At 58.6% G+C, this 16,354-nt stretch carries 17 protein-coding genes and 2 pseudogenes; 4 read left to right on the top strand and 15 right to left on the bottom strand.

The window, feature by feature from the left end; all coding sequences use genetic code 11:
• Positions 1 to 169 precede the first annotated feature (169 nt).
• The 14 genes and pseudogenes from ACCC96_RS08365 to ACCC96_RS08300 all read right to left on the bottom strand — a co-directional run bounded on the left by ACCC96_RS08365 (position 170) and on the right by ACCC96_RS08300 (position 10,002).
• Complete coding sequence (locus ACCC96_RS08365) at positions 170 to 640, bottom strand: single-stranded DNA-binding protein (protein ID WP_413695509.1); 471 nt, start codon at positions 638 to 640, stop codon at positions 170 to 172.
• The gene (locus ACCC96_RS08360; RefSeq protein WP_413695508.1) at positions 637 to 1,155 is read right to left on the bottom strand and encodes a DUF3158 family protein; all 519 of its coding nucleotides are present in this window, start codon (positions 1,153 to 1,155) and stop codon (positions 637 to 639) included. Before ACCC96_RS08360 ends, ACCC96_RS08365 begins: the two co-directional genes overlap by 4 nt.
• Complete coding sequence (locus ACCC96_RS08355; protein ID WP_413695507.1) at positions 1,152 to 1,907, bottom strand: PFL_4669 family integrating conjugative element protein; 756 nt, start codon at positions 1,905 to 1,907, stop codon at positions 1,152 to 1,154. The genes ACCC96_RS08360 and ACCC96_RS08355 overlap by 4 nt, the downstream gene beginning before the upstream one ends.
• Positions 1,908 to 2,148: 241 nt before the next feature.
• Positions 2,149 to 3,339, bottom strand: coding sequence for an STY4528 family pathogenicity island replication protein (locus ACCC96_RS08350; RefSeq protein ID WP_413695506.1), 1,191 nt, complete (start codon positions 3,337 to 3,339; stop codon positions 2,149 to 2,151).
• The gene (locus tag ACCC96_RS08345; protein ID WP_413695505.1) at positions 3,336 to 3,884 is read right to left on the bottom strand and encodes a DUF2857 domain-containing protein; all 549 of its coding nucleotides are present in this window, start codon (positions 3,882 to 3,884) and stop codon (positions 3,336 to 3,338) included. The genes ACCC96_RS08350 and ACCC96_RS08345 overlap by 4 nt, the downstream gene beginning before the upstream one ends.
• Positions 3,881 to 5,467, bottom strand: coding sequence for a ParB family protein (locus tag ACCC96_RS08340; RefSeq protein ID WP_413695504.1), 1,587 nt, complete (start codon positions 5,465 to 5,467; stop codon positions 3,881 to 3,883). The genes ACCC96_RS08345 and ACCC96_RS08340 overlap by 4 nt, the downstream gene beginning before the upstream one ends.
• Before the next feature lie 14 nt (positions 5,468 to 5,481).
• Positions 5,482 to 5,691 (bottom strand): hypothetical protein, encoded by a 210-nt coding sequence (locus ACCC96_RS08335; protein WP_413695503.1) that lies wholly within the window; start codon positions 5,689 to 5,691, stop codon positions 5,482 to 5,484.
• Between the two features lie 103 nt (positions 5,692 to 5,794).
• Complete coding sequence (locus ACCC96_RS08330; RefSeq protein WP_413695502.1) at positions 5,795 to 6,619, bottom strand: ParA family protein; 825 nt, start codon at positions 6,617 to 6,619, stop codon at positions 5,795 to 5,797.
• Positions 6,620 to 6,623: 4 nt separating this feature from the next.
• Entirely contained in the window at positions 6,624 to 6,854 is a 231-nt protein-coding gene (locus tag ACCC96_RS08325; RefSeq protein WP_413695501.1) for an AlpA family transcriptional regulator, read from the bottom strand.
• Positions 6,855 to 6,970: 116 nt separating this feature from the next.
• The gene (locus ACCC96_RS08320; RefSeq protein WP_413695500.1) at positions 6,971 to 7,720 is read right to left on the bottom strand and encodes a hypothetical protein; all 750 of its coding nucleotides are present in this window, start codon (positions 7,718 to 7,720) and stop codon (positions 6,971 to 6,973) included.
• Positions 7,721 to 7,913: 193 nt separating this feature from the next.
• Positions 7,914 to 8,158: pseudogene (locus ACCC96_RS08315) on the bottom strand (IS5/IS1182 family transposase); the annotation flags it as partial.
• The gene (locus ACCC96_RS08310) at positions 8,079 to 8,309 is read right to left on the bottom strand and encodes a hypothetical protein (protein ID WP_413695499.1); all 231 of its coding nucleotides are present in this window, start codon (positions 8,307 to 8,309) and stop codon (positions 8,079 to 8,081) included. The gene ACCC96_RS08310 and the pseudogene ACCC96_RS08315, both read right to left, overlap by 80 nt.
• A 59-nt stretch (positions 8,310 to 8,368) precedes the next feature.
• Positions 8,369 to 8,635 carry a hypothetical protein gene (locus ACCC96_RS08305; protein ID WP_413695498.1) on the bottom strand — a complete coding sequence of 89 codons (267 nt, stop codon included), beginning with the start codon at positions 8,633 to 8,635 and terminating at the stop codon, positions 8,369 to 8,371.
• A 209-nt stretch (positions 8,636 to 8,844) separates the two neighbouring features.
• Positions 8,845 to 10,002 carry an alpha/beta hydrolase family protein gene (locus ACCC96_RS08300; protein WP_413695497.1) on the bottom strand — a complete coding sequence of 386 codons (1,158 nt, stop codon included), beginning with the start codon at positions 10,000 to 10,002 and terminating at the stop codon, positions 8,845 to 8,847.
• A gap of 432 nt (positions 10,003 to 10,434) precedes the next feature.
• On the opposite strand from ACCC96_RS08300, the pseudogene ACCC96_RS08295 reads away from it, so the two are divergent.
• Positions 10,435 to 12,367 (top strand): annotated as a pseudogene (locus ACCC96_RS08295) (methyl-accepting chemotaxis protein).
• A 24-nt stretch (positions 12,368 to 12,391) separates the two neighbouring features.
• On the opposite strand, the gene ACCC96_RS08290 reads toward ACCC96_RS08295, so the two are convergent.
• Complete coding sequence (locus tag ACCC96_RS08290; RefSeq protein ID WP_413695496.1) at positions 12,392 to 13,303, bottom strand: LysR family transcriptional regulator; 912 nt, start codon at positions 13,301 to 13,303, stop codon at positions 12,392 to 12,394.
• Between the two features lie 326 nt (positions 13,304 to 13,629).
• On the opposite strand from ACCC96_RS08290, the gene ACCC96_RS08285 reads away from it, so the two are divergent.
• From ACCC96_RS08285 to ACCC96_RS08275, 3 genes are all read left to right on the top strand, one after another.
• Positions 13,630 to 14,568, top strand: a complete 939-nt coding sequence (locus tag ACCC96_RS08285; protein ID WP_413695495.1) for a VOC family protein — start codon at positions 13,630 to 13,632, stop codon at positions 14,566 to 14,568.
• A 15-nt stretch (positions 14,569 to 14,583) separates the two neighbouring features.
• Complete coding sequence (locus tag ACCC96_RS08280) at positions 14,584 to 14,946, top strand: Rieske (2Fe-2S) protein (protein ID WP_413695494.1); 363 nt, start codon at positions 14,584 to 14,586, stop codon at positions 14,944 to 14,946.
• A 177-nt stretch (positions 14,947 to 15,123) separates the two neighbouring features.
• The gene (locus ACCC96_RS08275) at positions 15,124 to 16,248 is read left to right on the top strand and encodes an FAD-dependent oxidoreductase (RefSeq protein WP_413695493.1); all 1,125 of its coding nucleotides are present in this window, start codon (positions 15,124 to 15,126) and stop codon (positions 16,246 to 16,248) included.
• Positions 16,249 to 16,354 lie beyond the last annotated feature (106 nt).

Below are 16,354 nucleotides of genomic sequence, written 5' to 3'. Positions count from 1 at the left end.
ATGAGAAACCTGACTTGCAGGTACCTCATGTTAGTCGGTGAAGGCAGCCTTGAAGATCCGGGGCTGCTACCCCGTTTTAGCGTGGGCGACAGTGTGGTTCTTCACGAGTAGCACGTAGGAACACGCCAGCAACTTCGCGTAAAGGCGCAATTTTTATGCCTGAAGCCTGTCAGTCCGACGGTGGCGGCCCTCTGCGCTTTTTGGGCTTTGACGCAGATGAGCTGGCCTGTTCTGTATTTTGCCCTGCGTGTGTCGCAGATGACGCCGGTTCGCTGGATCGTTCCCGCATGACCACACTGTGCACGCGGTGAGGCAGGACGCCGACTCGACGGGCCTCGATCTTGAAGGTGACTCGCGCATTGTCTTCGCTGTCCTCCCACTCATCGCGCACTGTGCGGCCTTCGACCAACACACGCATGCCTTTCTGGTACAGCGTGCTCCAGTGTTCAGCCTCGCGGTGCCAGAGCTCAACTGGCGCCCAATAGCCACCTCGATCTTCATAGCCGACCTCGCGTGGTACGGGATTGTCGAAGTAGACATTCAGCCGTAGCAAACGCCGTGGCTCGTCATTACCTGATGGAAATTCCTGGAACTCTGGCGCACTGCCGATATTGCCTTCGCCGACAAAAAAAGTACTCATCCTGATACCTCCACTGCGGTTGTGAGTTGGCGCAGTAACCGTTCGGCACTGGCCATTTTGATCGCGCAGGTCGAGGCCTGGCGGTAGAGCGAATGCACCACGCTCATCTGCAAGTTCAGTGCAATGCGATCGCATTCGAAACGGTGCAATCCCTGGCGTACGGCCTGCGGTAGGGTTTGGTTGCAGACCTGGCGTTCCCAGACCGAGACCCCCATACGGGCAAAGTCACGGGTGCGCCAACGCAAAAAGGTGCTGCCAGCGCTGGTGTTTTGCAGCACCAATCGAATATCCAGCAGTGAGTAAGGGGGCTGTCCGGCTTGCTGCACAACAGCCTCCATCAGGTGACATAACTGCGCCTCGATTTCCCTCGCCACCTGCGCCAGGTGTTCCAACTCCCCCTTACTCTTAAAAGGTTTTAAAAGGCCTTTTAGAGAGGCTGCGTGTTCGAGCTGTTGATAGGCATCCGGTGTCAACGCTTCGAAGGGCACTGGTTGAGCCGAGGTCAGGGGATTCATGCTTCGTCCTCCGGCTCATCCACTGCTGCAGATGGGGCTCCCGCTTCTTCCGCCAACGCGTCAGTGTCATTCACTGCCTCCGCATTACGACGAATAATCTGTGGCGCGAACTGGGAGCGGCGATGCCCCTCAAGGATGTCCATGGGGGGCAATCCAAACTTCTCAATGGCCGCCAGGGCGCGGGCATTGTTCGCCGCCATGTCGTCGCGGGTGACGCCTGCATGCCGATAACGCTGTGCCTGGCCGAACAGGCTACGCAGCAGATGGGCACCGTCGTCGATCCAGGCTTCCATGTCTCTGCGACCGATCAAGGCGGTGTGATGGGCCAACAGGGTTCGGCGCACGAGGGTGTCGTAGTCGGTCAGCAGGTAGACCGCCAGAAAGCCCAGCTGGCTGCCGATGTACAGCGGCAAGGTGACGGGGTGGATGTTGAGGTTGTCGCTCATGTCGATCTGTGTCGGCAGGTCCTGCCTGATCCGATCCAGCTGTTGGGTCAGTTCCAGCATCCCGGCTTTGGCCTGCATCAGTTTTTCTTCGAGTTGCACGATGGCCCAGTCGGCATAGGGATCGTCCTGGGCCGCGGTTTGTTTGATCAGGTTGGTGACACTGATGTAGCCGGCCATGCCCATGATCGAGTGGACGCCTTCGCGTGCGGTCCGACCTTGCCAGATTCGGGCGGCGTGGTGAGTGTGCAGGGTCAGGGTGATGCTACTGCGCAATGAGCCCAGGTTAAGTCGATAGTGATCGGCCACGGTGTTGTCCTCGCATAAGCCTGGACGGGAACGTTGCGACAGATGATGGTCAAGGGCAGCCAAAAAGCTGAATGCGGTCTGTTCGGTTTGGTGTGAGAGAGTAAACCCCGGAGACGTTCGAGAGTGACGCCGGTGGAATCATTCCCATGCATGGCGATGACCTTCCGGTCGGATTGCGCTGGTTCGGCCCTTTGCGTTCTCACATTGCACCTCAGTAGATTTGATGCCAGTGGCATCAAATCTACTGAGGTCCAGAGCGTTTTCCGCGCAGTTGGCGCAGCTCATTCAGGCACGCTTGGGCGAGGGCGGAAGCGGGTTCGCCCTGTTGTCGGGACGGGCGCGAGGGGGCCGTTGGAGGCAGCTCTGCAACGGGTGGACGTTCTGTCTGACTTGCCCAAGGATGAAAGTCGCCTTTCAACGCACGCTGGATCAGGCCCATCAGATAGGCCGCTGGCTTGCGGACACCTCCGGCCGCACAGCGTACGCCGGCTTCGTTGAGCACCGCCTGACGATCCGTTGGCTTGAGCTTGTTCAGCGCCACAGTGACGGCTTGACGCTCGCTTGGACTCAGGTGCAGCGGATCGGGCCAGCGCAGGTTATCCACCGTTGGGGTCGCGCGCGGTACAGTAAAAGTACTTTCTTTTAATACAGTACAGGCGGCGTTCGGATTCCGAACTGCGCCGGAAACATTGGCGTGCAAGCCCGGTTCGGAATCCGAACGAGGGCCTGCACGATTCCGAACGAGGTGATCGCCGCCCAGTTCGGAATCGTGCATCGCGTCATCGGTTGCCTGATCCAATCCTTGCTGCATCCAGTGTTCGCCCCAACTGTCGAGCCGCGTGGGGAGCTGACCCAGATCAATACGGGTGTCCTGGCGAATTTCTTCCACAGCATGCTGGGCGACGATGCGCACCGCCTTGGTAGCATGAGCGAGGGAATGTCCGACCAGTTCCAAGTAGTCCTGATCCAGCTCCATGGCTTCGACGGGGGTTAACGGCTCATCGTGCAGGACATACAGCGAACCTTGAAGACGCCCGCTGACCTGATCGCGGCCGCGACTCACCAAGCTGAGCCAGCGAGTGAGCCTGAGCATCGTCAACACGCGAGCAATGGTTTCACGGGAGGCGAACGCGCCATAGGGCACGCTCGACAGGTAAGGCTGCAAATTCTCATAGCGTGGTGTGACCACGCCCTGGCCTTGCAGCATGAGTCGAAACACCTGCCAGGCATTACGCTCCAATGGCGTCAGGCGATTATCCAACAGCAGCCGACGCGGCACGACTTCGTGTGATTGGCCACTGAACAGAAAGCCAGCCTGCAGAGCCTGGTTGGAGGGTGGTTCAGTGGTAGGGCGTGCGGGCCAGCGTTCACTCAACTGCTGGGTGCATTGCTGCAGGACACGTCGCCAGCGACTGGAAGGGGCAGTGTTCATGTTCCGTTGCTGTACTGGTCGACCTGCTGCCAAACGATGGTCAAGCTGATCTGTTGCTCCTCCGCCAGCATCATCATGGCGTCGAGCTGATCCTCGGTCCCGTCTTGAGCGCGTAGTTGGCACCAACGCTGCCAGAGAGCATGTTCCTGCGCTTCGCTCAAATGCTGAGGGCGGCCTTTACGGGTTTCTATCTTGAGTAGACGTCGGCGCAGGGCGGTTTCCGAATGTGCCAAACCGAAGCACTGATACATGATGGTGCTGCTGGCGCCGAGCTTGAGCGCTCGGTTAATCAAGCGCTCGTTCTGCTCGTCGCGTTCGGCTTGCTCGATCAACCGATGCAGCACCGGCGAGTCAATCTTGACCTCAACCCAGGGTACGGTGGCGTGGGCTAGGCGCGACAGCGTGGTGGGCGGTAAGGATTGCAACAAGAAGATGGCGTCCTCACTCAGTCCGAGTGCCTTGCAGCGTTGCAGGTTACCCTGGCGCAGTTCGTGCAGTACCTGGGTCAGCATGGCTTGGTTGAGCACATTGAAGGACAGGTTCATGGCAACTCCTTCGATGAGTCGTCTTCAGGGGTAAGCGTTAAGTCAATCAGGCGCCGGGCCAGGCGGATCAGGCGATACAGTTTGACTAACAGACTGTCGGGCAGTCGTTCCAGTCCGACATCCACCGCAGGACGATCTGTCAGCGGGAGTTGATAGACCCCCAACAACAGCTGACCGAACAGGGCTGAGGGCAGTTGCTTGCGATCCTCCCAGTTCACGTCGTCTTGAGCGCGCAACAGGGCCAGGAGCAGTAGGTGAATACCGGTCGCGCGAGGCGCGGCAAGATCAAGGTGCTCGATGTTCAGTGCGAAGCCCAAGCCAAGCTTCTGATCGATGATGCTCTCGGGATGTCCGGCATAGGCCGCCATTTCCCGAGCCAGTCCGGCGATGGCTAAACGCAATTGTTCGGGAGTATCCAGTGCTGGTGCGATGCTCCAGATATCGTCGATCGTGCAGGTTTCGACGGTCGGTGTTACTTCAGCGGCAGTGCTGCGCTCAATCTGCTCGCGAATCTGTTGGATACGTGACGGAGAACTGACTACGGATACGACATTCGTTTCGGACGGTGTGAGCAGCTCCTCTCGCGCTGTTTCGGTCTGGATCCTGGTCTCAGTTGATTTGGGACGGGACCCGGAGGAGGGAGGTCCTGCCGCGACTTCATCAACGTTCGGCAGATGGCTGTTCTCCGAGGGCGTGGTGACGACAACACCAGGCGTCGAGATGACCCGTTGGGTATCGCTCAGTTCCAGGGCCAACATACGGTAGGACTGTCCGAGCAAGCGGCTCATGCGTTCGAGCAGTTCATCCTGGATCTGCTCAAAATCGAAGGATTCAGGATCGGCATCGAAGTAGCCCAGGGTCTCGAGCCAAAACTCGGCGAACGCAACGGTGACGGTTGGATAACGATTCCAGGTTCGTTCTGCCTGGCTACGCAGAGCGATCAAGCGTTCGATCTGGGGCTTACCTAATCCCGCATACAGGGTTTGTGGAATGGCGGGCAGTAGGTGTTCGAGGGTATCCAGCATTCGGCTGATGTGCGACTGCGAAATGGGATAGCCTCCAGCGGCAAGACGTCGTGCCAGCTCACGTTGCGAGAGCACAGCGCCATCTGTTTCGAGCATGTTTTTGAGTTTGGCCACGGCCAGAGCACGTTCGATGAAGGTGAGTTGGCCGTGCAGATCGCTTTCGGCCAGATGGCCGAGTAAGGCGGTGACTTCATTGGTCCAGGGTCGGAACAGGCAATGAATGTGGAAGAAGCGCTCGTCGCGGGTTTCCTGCCACAGCTCGCCGAGAATCGCCAAGCGCGTATTACCGCCGTTGCGGATGATGAAACAGGTTTCTCCTGGGCGGCGGGTAATCGGCGGCGGTTGATCCAGCCCGCGTTCACGGATCGAGGCCTTGATATCGTCATACAGCGGATTGCGGATGAAGCGTGGGTTGTGTTCGTAGGGCCGCAACTGCTCCAGAGTGACCAGCATAGGCGTGTCGATGAGTGGATCGGACAGCCGCTCCAGCTCTGGACACCGAGGGAAGTGGTCTTGATGCAGCTTGTCGGTTATCTCCTCCTGACTGAGCTTCTTCATCTGAACAGCCTCAGTTAACGCCGGTTACGCAAATGGTCACCGACTTCGAACTTGACGATCTCGGCAGTCCCCGAGCCTTCGAAGTGTTGGGAGAGTTCTGCGAGGAGCCAACCCATGGCCGAGCGCCCACCCTGCAGGCGAAAGACCACGGTGCAGTACTCCTCGCAAGGTGGGTGGTGTGGTCGAATGGATGGTTGAGCGATGATGGGAAGTTGATCCAACATCAAAAGACTCCTTGCCAAACACTGTTGGCCTCAAGGTCGAACAAACAAAATGACTTGGCGAGAAATGCGGGCTTATCGATTCGTCTCATCGAGCCTCCGCATATCAGCTCACCGTAGAGATCGCTTCGCGCCATTCCGGAAACAACTCGATGGCCAGCGCTTGCATGGTTTCCAGCGCTGATGACGAGCGTCGCTCGCGTGACCGATGGACCTCGATTCGGTGAACGGGTAGACCGAGTGAAGCGGCATTGAGATAAGCCACTCGGTCCGGAATTACGGTGTCTAGAACCGAGATGTTGGTAGCCCCAGCGAAGGTCTCGCGCAGGCCACGGATGATCATTCGCGTGTCTACCCGGATGCTATTTACCTGGTTCAGCAGCAGTCGCAACGGTGGCGGTGTAAGGCCCAGGTGACGGAACGGTTCGAGCTCACTCAGCAGCTTCAAGGTGCCGCGGCGCAGTTCGCGGGCGGCGAGCATTTCCGGCGTGATGGGAGAGAGGGCGAGATCGGAGGCCAGGATGGCCATCTCCAGCAGCACGCTACGTGCGCCTTGGGTGTCGATCAAAAGCAGGTCATAACCGGGGCGAAAATTGTCCAGCAGATTGCGCAACCGTAATCGCCCGTCAGGGGCGTGCAGCAGCAATGTACCCAGTTGGCCTTGATCGTCGTTGGAGATGATCAGGTCGAGCCCTGCGATCACAGTTTCGGAAATAATTTGCTCAGATGCTGTTAAGTTGAGTGCAATGAGCTCGTACGCACCAGCAACAGCTTTCCGGCTCAAGGCGTAATTGCTGGAGAGGGTGGGTTGGCTATCCAGATCGAGCAGCAGGACGCGTAGGCCAACATCCGCCAACAGGCCGCCGAGATTGGCCGCCACTGTGGTTTTGCCTACTCCACCTTTAGTGGAGACCACCGATATAACACGCATCACATCAGGCCCGCAGGCCTAAGCGCTCAGCGACCCAATGCTCGATTTCCAGCGAGTCCCAACCGACCGCGCGCAGTCCAATGCGTTTGGCTTGAGGGAATTTACCTTCCTTCATCAAGTTGTAGATGTGAGCACGCTTGAAGCCGGTTTTTCGTTCCACCTCGTCACGCCGCATGATGTGACGCTCGGGCGATTGCTGAGGCTGAGCTGTGTCAGTGGATGTTTGGGATTGCATGGTCGTCATTCCTTGGCGCCGGATAGCGCATATTGGGAAGAGACCTGAATTCAAAAACAGAAAAGTCCGGCAGTCATTGCACTGCAGTCGTAGCTATTGCAATGCAATGCACAGACTTAAGCACGGGAAAGGCTGCGTCGGGCGGCAGCAAACTTTTCATCGAGAGAGCGTTTGCTTAACCCAGGGGTGCCTTCATAGTGTGCAGTTATTGAATCAACTATAGCGGCTTGGCTATCGAATACGGAGTTCGGTTTTCCGGCTGGTGAGGAGCCGAGCAGGGTTTCGAGCAAGGCGCCGATTACATGCTGATATCCCGTTTCGCTGCGTTCGCTGAGCTTGCCATGTGCCTTAACGAGTGTGCGTAAACTTTCCCGTTCCAAACCGATAGCCTTGAGCTCTTCAAGGAGCTCACGAAGGGCGGTGTCACTCGCTTTGAGCTCTACCTCAAGCGCATCTCGATCAGCTCGCAACGTCAGGTAAGTCCCCAAGCTGATTTGCTCGTTCTCAGCGGGGAATTTCCCAAAAAGAAACGTCGGACGCTGATCGGGATAATGATGGAACATCCACCATTTGAGGTCTGTATGCCTAATCGTGAGCAGTCGGCAGTCGATGGGTGTTCCTGGTGCTACTGTCACGCCGAAAAAGCCAAACGGAAGCTCATGGTTGCGCACCGCATCTAAGATTTTTTCGGTGTTGGCGTGGAGGCATGGCCATTGAGGGAAGGTCGTGGACAGCATTGCAGGGCAATTCTTGGTGGCCTCAAGAATCTGAGATTCATGAGCCATAAGATTACACCAACGTATGGCGGCATCGATGGGACGATAAAACACTTTTGCCAGCGGATTGCAGCTGCCGGATGTGTACATAGGAGCGGCCTCATGTCTGAGGAACAGATCCGCTAGGTACGTTTTAGAGGCTTGTACTGATGTGAGCTTCCGTGCGGTGACTGTTCCTTGAGTCGGTTCAGTGTGTTTGCAAATCAACATCCTGTTTGAATTCAGCGTGAAAGGAATGATGTTGTTTAGTCGTCAGTGGCCCATATCTGGCGTGGATTTCCGCCTAAATTGGCGTCCAGTTGTTCATACTTAACAGGGTTTTAGTAAGAAAATTGGTAGCTCCCCCCAGTACTTGAACGTCCTAAAAGGATGCTCGACGGCCTGTCGGCGAACCTTCATTATCGTTGGCTCATGTTCTACCCATGCTTGCATCGCATCAGCGATGGCTTCATGTTTCCAGCGTTTCAGCCGCCGTTCCTTTATCCTGGTACCTTGTTTCTGCATTGAGCAGAATTTGCAGGCCGAGTATCACGCCAAGTTTGCCAAGTGCGAAGCCTAGGCGAAATCCGGCGGCAAGCCACCGAAGCAGTGACAGACCGGCCCGCACGCACACATACACGAATAGATCAATCTCACCGACGAAGACCCGCACTGGATAGTGTGGCGATCGTATTATCATTACTCCTCCTTCAGTGCTACATGGCAACTCGCGGGGGGGGGGGCATCAGTCCGCCTTATTCACGCGGACTGATGTCGATTGTTGATCAGTTGTCCTTTAGTGCACGCAGACGTAGGTTGCGCTGTTCGGCTTGCGGGACAGGGGGCTTCTGCAATGTCGAACTGTAGCTTGGAGAAACACTGGCCTTGCATGCCTCGGTCATGGGAAGCGGTGGGGGCCTCGATGAATGTGATATCGCCTATCAGACCTTCGCGGGTGGCATAGGCGAAGTCGTCCCACAGGTACTGCTCGCCAGCCAGGTTGATCCCGTGATCGATATCGTTCATGTTCGTCCGATTTACTCTAGGAAAGATGACCACTTGGAAAATGGTCTGCTTGCCGTGTCGCCGGTCGTGTATCAGGCTGAAGCCAAGCGGCCTGAGTCCTGTCGAATACAGGACTCAGGCCGATAGGGGCTAAAAGATCGCCGAGTCGCGCAGTTGCACCATAAGGTCGCGCCAAGACCAGCCGCGAGTTTAGTGCGGTTTCACATCCATCATGCAGTACGACCGCCGAGAACTTCAGCGACCCAGTCGGCAATGTACTGACCGGCATTGATACTGTTATCGAAGCTCGAATGCTGGACGCCGCCTTCACGTTCAGTGAATATTTTCAGCTCGCGTTTAGGGCTATTGACCAACTGCTCGTAGGTGCGGTGTGCCCACTTCAGCGGAATCTGCGAATCCTTTTCACCGTGGGTGACGAGGAAGGGTACCTTGATGCGATCCAGTATGCCGTCCAGATGGACATTCTCGGCGATGCTCATGAACTCATCGGTGTCTTTGGCACCCCATACCCAAGACACATGCGACCAGTAATGTGGAACGGGGAAACTGCCTTCTTTTTCCATCCGGCGTTTCTGCACATCACGCCAGTCATGGTTGGCACCCCACACTACCCCGCAAGCGAAGCGCGGCTCGAAGGCCACTGCGCGGGGACAGTAGTAACCGCCAAGCGACACACCTTCCAGGCCAATGCGTTTGGCGTCGACATCGTCGCGGGTTTCCAGCCAGTCCACCACGCGGCTGGCCCAATGCTCGCTGTCAAAACGCGCAGTCAGGTTATGCAGGCGCAGCGCTTCGCCTGTGCCGGGTTGGTCGATGATCAAAGAAGAAACGCCACGTTTCGCCAGCCAGGCGGGCAGGCCGACGCGGAATTTCATTTCTTTGGTGGAATCCAGTCCATTGACCTGCACCAGAATCGGCGCTGGGCCGCTGACGCCTTCGGCACGGACCAGCAGACCGGAAATGTGTTTGCCTTCGTAAGGGATTTCAACTCGCTCGCAGTTTTCTCGCGCCAGTTCTATACCACGTTGAAAGGTATGTAAAAAGCGTTGGTAGAGCTCCGTGCGACCAGGGGCACCATGGGCCTGTAAGCGTTCGCAGCTCAGGTAATAGGTCGCGGCGCGGTTGTATTTTTCACCGGCAGACAACATTCGACCCTTGCCTTCGTCTTCTTCAGCCAGGCCGCAAAGCTTGTCGGCCATGTTCGCCCAGGTCTCACGGAAGGCCTTGCTGCCGGCGGAATCCGGCTGCTTGGCGGCGTCCTGAAGCGGCGCGCACATTTCTTCGATTTCGCCGATGCGGGCGCCCATCTCAATGGCCAGGTCGACGGAAAGATTCCACACGTAGTTGGTCGGAAAGTAACGGAACATGATTGTTATTGTCCTTGTGCAAGCAAAGGCCGGCGGCCAGGTCCGGAGCGGGTGATAGCCTGACCTGGCGGTTCTAAGCAGGCTAAGGGGTGGGTAATTGTTTGGCCAATCGCAAGTCGGGATGGGAGGTATTGCGAACGGTGATAGAGCGTATGTGCGCCATTGGCCTAAGGGTTTTCTACTCACAGTTCAAGCAGCAAATCCAGATACCTATCATCGTACTTTGCGATTGCTCATAACGCGGGATGCAATTGGTGTCGTTGAGGTACGACTCACTAGAGTTGGCGCTACACCGCGCCGTTGGCTGGAGTCCCGGGCGCGCACAACAACAAGAACAAGGTATCGGCAAATGAGTGAGTCCAATTCCGGCACATCGATCAGCCTGGGCGCCAGGGGCAGGATGTTTTTCCACTACCGGGGGAGGAGTTGGACATGCCTGTACTGAGCCGCGTGCTTGGCAATATATCGGTGGGCACCAAGCTGTCGCTGGGTTTTGGCCTGGTGCTGCTGGTCACCCTGGGGGTGGCGACGACTGCTTTTCGTTCCCTGAGTGTGTTGCAACAACGCGGTGAGCAATCGCGTCAGGAGTCATCGATCCAGGCATTGATCCTGCGTGCCCGTATCGACGAGAAGGCGTTCGCCCTGGACCTTGCTCCGCAACGCCTGGAGCTGATACGCGAGAGGATCGGGAAGCTGAGCCAGCAACTCGATGATGAACCGGCCAATGGCGTATCCCACGCCACCGTACGCACGGCTGGCAGCGCTTATCTGGAGCAGTTTCTCGGTTACGCTGATTCGTTGCGTCGGGCTCGCGAAGCGCGCCTGCGCATGCAGACGCTGGCGCAGACGGCAGGCGACAGTTTTACCCTGCTGTTTCTCGATCAACTGGATGGGGTCAACACCCGGTTGGGGCAGGGGGCAGCGCCGAGCAGCGACCAGATGGTGCGGCTTGAGCAGACCGCCGCATTGCGGGACAAGCTCGCCAAGCTGCGTGACAGCGAACTGTATTACTCGCTCGATGGCGAGGAGCATTACCGCAGCGACTGGGAAATGAGCATGAGTGACCTGCTGGCCGCCTTGCAGGCGCTCGATCTTGGCGAGCAGCAAGGTGAGTCGCTGCGGGACGCGAGCACGGCCTTGGGCGACTACCGCAAGGCCTTCGTCGAGTTCGTCGACAGCCGTGGGCAAAGCGCGCAAAGCAGTGCGGCGATGAACGCGCAAACCGAGCAGGTGAGCAAGCTGCTGGCCCAGACTGATGAACAGCAGAGGCAGGCAGTGCTGGACGATAATCGTAATGCCGATCGCCAATTGGGCTTGATCACTTTTCTGGCACTCGCCTTGGGCATTGGCGCCAGCCTGCTGATCCGCCAGTTGATTGTGCAGCCGCTGCGCCAGGCTGTGCAGTTGGTCCAGCGTGTGGCGGCGGGGGATCTGAGTGATCCGCCATCAGGCAGTGTTCGTCGTGATGAGCTGGGCCAGCTGTTGGGCACAGTGGGCAGCATGCTGGGCAGCCTGCGCGGATTGGTCGGGCGCATCGACCGTGGTGTTGGCTCGCTTGACGGCATGGCCAGTAGCCTGGCCGAAGTGACCCGGAGCAACAGCCGTGGTGTCGAACACCAACGCCAGGAAACCGAGCAGGCCGCCACCGCCATGCAACAGATGGCCGCCACGGCGCAGGAGGTCGCCCGCAATGCGGGTGAGGCCAGCGAAGCGGTGGTGCATGCCGACGAACAGGCGCGTGAGGGCGATGAGCTGGTGCGCCAGGCGGGTGGCAAGATCGACCATCTGGCTGTGGAGATGAGTGGTTGCGCTGAAGCCATGCGGTCCCTGCTGGTGGAGAGCGCGGCGATTGGTGGCGTGCTCGATGTCATTAAGGCGGTGGCCGAGCAGACCAACCTGCTGGCGCTCAATGCCGCCATCGAGACCGCGCGTGCCGGCGAGCATGGTCGCGGTTTCGCTGTGGTCGCTGATGAGGTGCGCGGCCTGGCACGGCGCACACAGCGTTCGACTACGGAAATCGAAGGGTTGATCGTTCGTCTGAGCGGTGTAGCCCAACAAGCCGCCGAGCGTTTGCAAGGCAGCCATGTGTTGAGTGATGAAATGGTGGTGCTGGCCGCGCAAGGCCTCCCAGGCGCTGGCGCGGATCACCCGGGCGGTGTCCAGCATTGAGCAGATGAACCGGCAGATTGCTGCAGCCGCCGAACAGCAGAGCGTGGTGGCCGAGCAAGTCAGCCAGAATATGACGCGGGTGCGCGAAGTGGCCGAGGGCAGCGCAAGGGAAAGCCTGCAACTGCAAGAATCAACGGCCGACTTGCAGCAGGTCAGCGGTGAGCTCAAAGCGGCCGTCGGGCACTTCCGCACCTGATTTGCCTCCGAGCAAGCGGAGTAGCTACTGCTCCAGCTCGTTGATGATTTGACTGATTTTCGCCCGCAGCCAACGGTGCATCGGATCCCCCTCCATGGTCCGGTGCCAAAGCATGAACTCACGCATCACCGGGATCTTCACCGGTGGTTGCACGATGCGCAGCGACAGGTAGTTGGCATAGAGCCTGGCCATGCGCTGGAGCATGGTGGCGACGCGTTGGGTGCCGACGATCAATTGCGGCAAGGTGTTGAAGTCGTGGGTCACCACTTCCATGCGACGTGTGAAGCCGTACTGGCTCATCAGCCATTCTTCGACGCTCAACTGCCGGTTGCGGCCAAAAATCACGGAAACATGGCCCATCTCGATGTACTGATCGAGGGTGATGCTGTCGCCCACTTGGGTGTTGCCGTCCCACACAACGCAAACATGCTCTTCTTCGAACAGTAATTGGGATGGGTGGCCTTCGATGAGGTAGCGCTCAGGCACGATCATCATGTCGGCCTCGCCGCGCATCAGCATCTCGGTGGACGTGTCGCCGGGGCCCAGCAGTTCGAAAGTGATGTGCGGGGCTTCCAGGGAGATCTTCTGGATCACCCGGGCAAACAGAACGCTGATCAGATAGTCCGAAGTGATCAGGCGAAAATGGCGCTTGCTGGTGGCGGGGTCAAACACCGGTTTGGCGGTGATCGAGGACTGGATCGTCAGCAGCACCTGGCGTACGGGCGCCGCCAGTTCGCGGGCGTAGGGCGTGGGCTGCATCTTGCGCCCGACCTGCGCCAGCAGTTCGTCTTCGAAGTAGAGACGCAGCCTGCCCAGTACGCCGCTGGTGGCGGATTGGGTCATGTGCAGGCGTTCGGCGGCGCGGGTGATGTTCTGCTCTTCCAGTAACACATCCAGCGCCACCAGGAGGTTGAGATCCAGGTGGTTGAAACGCATGGTGGTCTCGATTCTTGTATTTATTTTGTAAATACCTTCCGACCTTCCTATCGCGGCGTCAAGTCCCGTGAACGGGCGAATCGGGCGATGCCTGTTCGATTTTCCACGCCACTTGCGCTGCGCAGCCAGGTATCGCATTTGCCGATAGGTCGCATCCCGACAAGCGATTAGTCAGTGAGTTTGTACCCCTTCACTATCAGCCCACAGTCGGTTGGCCGTGACGCTTTATCGACTCCAAGACCAGCCTCGGCAGCGCTCCGCCTGGCACGGCTCCCGTAAGCGGGGTGCTGGCCTGCGCTGAATAATTACAATGGAGTGGTAACTCAATGAACATCATTGGCCTTGATGCCTTGATTTTTGGCGTCGACGACATTCAAGCCTGTACCCGTTGCCTGAGTGACTACGGTCTGCTCCCTGTCGATGTCGACGGCGAGGGCGGCTGCTTTGAAGCCCTCGACGGCACTGCGGTGATTATCCGTCGTGCAGACGATGCCCGTCTGCCGGCGGCCATCGGGCCAGCCCCCTCGATTCGTGAAACCATTTATGGCGTGGCCAGCGTGGCTGATCTTGAGGCCATCGTCGATGAGTTGGGGCGCGATCGCCTGGTGACCCGTGGTGCCAATGGTTCGGTGCACAGTGTGGACGATATGGGGTTTGCCATTGGTTTCCAGATTAGTGTGCGGCGCCCGTACAGCGCGCCGGCCGACTTGTCCAATGCGCCGGGCCATGCCCCCCAACGCCCGGTCAACCAACCGGGCATCAGCCCCGATATGCAGGCCCTGCCGCGCACCCTTTCCCATGTGGTGTATTTCGTGCCGGATGCGGCCAAGGCCGAGGCCTTTTACAAGCGCCTGGGCTTCATGACCACTGACACCTTCGTTGGCGCAGGTCCATTTATGCGTCCAGCTGGTTCCGATGACCACCATTGCTTGTTCATGATCCAGACGCCACCGCATATGAAGGGTTGCGAGCACTTCACCTTTCACATGGGCAGCGGCACGGAAGTGCTATTGGCCGGGCGCCGTTTCGAACAGCAAGGCTGGACCAGTTTCTGGGGACCGGGTCGTCACCTCTTCGGCTCCAACTGGTTCTGGTACTTCAACAGTCCGTTGGGCTGCCACATCGAATACGACGCAGACATGGACAAGCACGATGACGCCTGGCAAGCGCGCCAGGCGCCTTTGTCGGCGGATAACTCGCAGTTGTTCCTGTTCACCTCCCGGGAAAAATGGTTCCCGAGCGGCCCGCCGCCCAAGCAGGCCTGAGTGCGGATTTCGCCCATGAGTCACGACGCCATTGTTCTCTGTCGCCTGGATGAACTGGTGGACGGGCAGGCCCGCGGGTTCGATCCTCTGGGCACGGGGAAGGACAGTGTGTTCGCCCTGCGCCATGGCGGCGAGGTGCGGGTCTATCGCAACAGTTGCCCGCACCTGGAGGTGCGGCTGGAGTACCGCAAGGATCGTTTTCTCAGTGTCGATGGCCGCCAGATCGTCTGTTACGCCCATGGTGCCCGGTTCCTTCCGGACAGTGGCCTGTGTGTCTACGGGCCGTGCCTGGGGGAAAGCCTGAGTGCGCTGCAATGGCATGCGGAGGCCGATTGGCTGGTGCTCGAAGCGGGTCAATTGGAGGCGTGTGCATCTTAGTCAACGTATCGCGGTTGCTGATACATCGTATCCCTACATGCGATTAGTCAAACGCCTGCTTTGCCGAGAAAGTGAACACAACGCGGTAGCGAATGCGTGCAGAAACAGCCGGTAGTGAAGCCTGGCATCGCTCTGGCAGAACGCTTGCGTGATAACAAGAATAAGAGTGAGACAAGCATGAAAGCAGTGAAAAAAGTGCTTATCGTCGGTGGTGGTATCGGTGGCCTATGCGCTGCAGTCGCTTTGCGTCGCCAGGACATCGAAGTCGATCTGGTCGAGCTCAAGACGCAGTGGACAGTCTACGGCGTTGGCATCATCCAGCAGAGCAACGTCGTGCGTGAGATGGCCAAGTTGGGTGTGTTAGACGGCTACCTGGATGCTGCCTACGCGTTCGAGGATGTGACCATCAATACCACGGCCGGCGAACTGCTGGCGCGAATTCCCGGCCAGCGTCTGGCTGGCCCCGAGTATCCGGCCAACGTCGGCATCTCGCGCCTGGCCCTGCATCAAGTCCTCAGCGAAACCACCATTGCCCTGGGTGCCTCTATTCGCCTGGGCCTGAGCGTGCAAACCCTGGAGCAGGTGGACGAGGCTGTTGATGTGCTGTTCACCGATGGCAGTCGCGGTTGTTACGACCTGGTCGTGGGCGCCGATGGCCTGTACTCGCAAATGCGCGGTTTGCTGTTCGGCGAGCAGTACCGGCCACGTTTCACCGGCCAGTCGGTGTGGCGCTACAACTTTCCACGCGCCGCTGGGATCGATCACCTGGCTACCTTCCAAGGCCCCGCCGGCAATGCCGGGCTGGTGCCGCTGGGGCGCGACCAGATGTACATGTTCGTCACCTCCCATGAACCCGCCAACCCGAGGATGGATGCCGCCACGCTGGCGACCCAGATGCGCCAGCGCCTGAGCGGTTTCACCGGGCTGATCGGTGAACTGCGCGAGCAGATCCGTGACAGCGACCGGGTGGTCTACAAGCCGCTGGAGGTGGTGTTCGTCAGCGAGCCCTGGTACCGCGGCCGTGTCGTGCTGATTGGCGACGCGGTGCACGCCACGACGCCGCACCTGGGCCAGGGCGCCGGCATGGCCATTGAAGATGCCGTCGTGCTTGGCGAAGAGCTGGTCGCCAGCGGCAGAGTCGAGCAGCAGCTCGAACGCTTTATGGCGCGCCGTTATGAACGCTGCAAATTCATCAGCGAAAGCTCGGTGCTGGCCGGTGAGAAGGAAATGGCCCACGACAGCCGCTTCGACCGGATCGGCCTGGTCAGGCGGATGCTTGAGGTCACGGCAGAGCCCATCTGAGGCGCCGGCAAAACTGAAATTCGCTCTCCCATGGATGTTTCATGCCTGTGCAGGCTTGGCCCGGTTGGACTGCGGGCGCCGTTTCACCAGAAGAGCTGACATACAA

Source organism: Pseudomonas sp. Pseusp11 (assembly GCF_047304405.1).
In the GTDB taxonomy this organism is placed as follows: Bacteria; Pseudomonadota; Gammaproteobacteria; order Pseudomonadales; family Pseudomonadaceae; genus Aquipseudomonas.
This window is presented reverse-complemented; position numbering and strand designations above follow the sequence as displayed.